This window comes from Rathayibacter sp. AY2B7 (assembly GCF_002931635.1).
Classification (GTDB): domain Bacteria; phylum Actinomycetota; class Actinomycetes; order Actinomycetales; family Microbacteriaceae; genus Rathayibacter.
In genome coordinates this window covers 1-2,926 of record NZ_PSUC01000183.1, presented here as the reverse complement: position 1 = coordinate 2,926, position 2,926 = coordinate 1, and the positions used below count along the sequence as shown (strand labels likewise).

The following is a 2,926-nucleotide window of genomic DNA, read 5'->3' as shown; positions in this document are numbered from 1 at the left end:
CGGGATCGCGTCGGCGCGTCCCGCGTACAGCGCGGTGCCCACCGCCACGACGACCACCGCAGGGATGCCGATGATCGCGGCGGCGACGACGCGACCGGCGCGGTCGGCCGACCCCGTCACTCCGGAGCTGACGTGCGCCGCCCAGGCGGTGCCGTCGTACGACACGTCGGCGCAGAGGGTCACGCCGAAGATCAGGCCGACGAGCACGGCCGAGAGCAGCACGAAGGTGTCGCCGCCGCTGCCGATCGCGGAGTAGAACACCGCGAGGACGACGACGGCGGGGATGACGAGGAGCCCGCGGCTGTAGCGCGGGTCGCGCCACCAGTAGCCGAGGGCACGCGCGGCGACGGCGCCGGTCGGGGTGCCGGGGAAGCGCCCGAACAGGCCGAGGCCCGCGGATCCGGAGGCGGAGTGCGCGCCGGACGCGGCGGGCTCCGAGAGCGCGTGCCGCAGCGCCCGGGCCCACGCCCAGACGAGGACGGCCAGCGTCGCGAGCCCGATCAGCAGGCGCGCGATCGCGGCGACCCAGTCGCCCGCGACGACGGATCCGGGGACGGCCCAGATCGCGCCGAGCGGCGACCAGCCGAGGGCGCCCGCGATCACGGGCAGGACGTCCAGGCCGTCGCGGATCACGTTGGTCAGGCCGAAGAAGAGCGGTCCGAGCAGGATGACGACGACGAGCACGACGCCGCCGATCACCTCGCGGTAGCGGCGGCTCGAGCCCAGGCCCGTGGTGAGCGCGCCGATCAGGCGGGACGCGACCACGCAGGTCGCGACGCCGATCACCGCGGCGACGAGGCCGGGCAGGATGCCGATCGGACGGCTCCACCAGGCGGCGGCGGAGGCGAGCGCCCCGAGCGTGGTCACCACGCCGGGGATGCCCGCGAGGCCCGCGGCGGCGAGCCCGAGGAGGAGGGTCCGCAGCGGGATCGGGAAGGTCGCGAGGGTGGGCAGGTCGAGGCTCTGGTCGGAGCCGGACAGGAAGATCGGCCCGAGCACCCAGCCGAGGATCAGAGCGGAGCCGCCGAGGACGATCGCGACGTTCGCGAACGCCGGGTCCGTGCCTCCGAGCGCGACCAGGCCGGCCGCGACCAGGCCGAGCACCGCGATCGCGTACAGACCGCCGAGGATCACGCCGATCAGCTGCCACACGTTCCGCGTCAGCGAGTTGCGGAGCAGGAGCAGCCGCAGCCTCAGGAGATGCGCAACCATGCCGGTCCCTCCTGGTGGGTGCGGCCGCCGACCAGCTCGACGAAGCGCTCCTCGAGGCTGGAGCCGGCGCGGACCTCCTCGAGGGTGCCGGAGGCGAGCACGCGGCCGTCGGCGATGACGGCGACCCGGTCGCACATCCGCTCGACGAGGTCCATGGAGTGGGACGAGACGATGACCGTGCCGCCCGACGCGACGAAGCCGGTGAGGATGTCGCGGATGTTCGCCGCCGAGACCGGGTCGACCGACTCGAACGGCTCGTCGAGCACCAGGAGGCGCGGGGCGCGCACGAGCGCGCAGGCGAGCGCGATCTTCTTGGTCATGCCCGCGGAGTAGTCCACGACGAGCGTGCGGTCGGCCGGATCGAGGCCGAGCAGGGCGAGGAGGTCGTCGGTCCGCTCGACGACGACGGAGCGCTCGAGCCCGCAGAGCAGGCCGTAGTAGGTGACGAGCTGGAGACCGGTGAGGCGGTCGAACAGCTTGACGCCGTCGGCGAGGACGCCGATCAGCCGCTTCGCCTCGAGGGTGTCCTTCCAGACGTCGACCTCGTGGATCGTGACGACGCCGCTGTCGGGGCGGAGCAGGGCCGTGGCCATCGAGAGGGTCGTCGTCTTGCCCGCGCCGTTGGGGCCGACGAGCCCGAAGAAGGAGCCGGCGGGGACATCGAGGTCGATGTCCTTCACGGCCTCCTTGTCGCCGAAGCGCTTGCGGAGGCCGCGGATCCGCAGAGCGACCTCGCCGTGGCGGCCGGAGGCCTCGGGGGCGGCCCACGCGGGGGTCGCGGAGTCGGTGTGCGCGGAGTCGGTGTGCGCGGAGTCGGTGCCGTCGGCGGCGGTGCGCGCGGCGGGGCTCTCGGTGTCCGTGCCGTCCTGGGGAATGCCGGGGGGCGTCGTCCCGTCCATGTGTGTCCCTTCCGGGCCGCGGTGGGCGGCCGCTTCTCCACCCTAGGCAGGCGCTGCGGTCGGGGCATCCGTCCCGCGATGGAGTCGCGCTGAACGCACCGGCGCGGCCCCGGCGGCTCGACGGGGCGGGGCGGAGCACGGCCGCCTACGCTGGCCCCATGCCCACGCTCCTCCTCGTCCGGCACGGACGCACCACCGCGAACACCGCGGGGATCCTCGCCGGACGCACCGCCGGAGTGCGGCTCGACGACGTCGGACGCACGCAGGCGGCGCGCACCGGGGAGCGGCTGGCGGCGGTCGAGCTCGCGACCGTGGTGTCGAGCCCGCTCGAGCGGTGCCGGCAGACCACGCGCTTCGTCCTCGAGCGGCAGACGGGATCGCCGGCGACGGTGATCGACAAGGGCATCACCGAGTGCGACTACGGCGACTGGTCGGGGCGCTCGCTGCGGGATCTCGCGACGGAGCCGCTCTGGGCGACGGTGCAGAACCAGCCCTCCGCGGTGGTGTTCCCCGGCGGCGAGGGGATGCTCGCGATGCAGGCCCGGGCCGTGTCGGCGATCCGCCGGCATGACGCGGCGGTGGCGGAGGAGCACGGGGCCGGCGCGGTGTGGGCGGCGGTCAGCCACGGCGACACGATCAAGGCGATCCTCGCGGACGCGCTCGGCATGCACCTCGACCTCTTCCAGAGGCTGAGCGTCGGACCGGCGTCGGTGTCGATCATCCGCTACGGCGCGGGGCGGCCCGAGGTCGTCGCGATGAACACGGACGCCGGGGACCTGGGCTGGCTGCGGAAGGCGGCCCCTGTGGCGGACGCC

Annotated in this window: 3 protein-coding genes; 1 reads left to right on the top strand and 2 read right to left on the bottom strand. The window is 74.5% G+C overall.

From position 1 onward, the window contains the following. Together C5C27_RS17110 and C5C27_RS17105 are read right to left on the bottom strand one after the other, a co-directional pair. The coding region (locus C5C27_RS17110; protein ID WP_104314998.1) for a transporter at positions 1–1,212 on the bottom strand (1,212 nt) is incomplete at its 3' end. Next, positions 1,194–2,111, bottom strand: a complete 918-nt coding sequence (locus tag C5C27_RS17105; protein WP_104314997.1) for an ABC transporter ATP-binding protein — start codon at positions 2,109–2,111, stop codon at positions 1,194–1,196. The genes C5C27_RS17105 and C5C27_RS17110, both read right to left, overlap by 19 nt. A 158-nt stretch (positions 2,112–2,269) precedes the next feature. Between C5C27_RS17105 and C5C27_RS17100 the strand changes: the two genes are divergently transcribed. Continuing rightward, positions 2,270–2,926: histidine phosphatase family protein (locus C5C27_RS17100; protein WP_104314996.1), on the top strand; the 657-nt coding region annotated here is incomplete at its 3' end.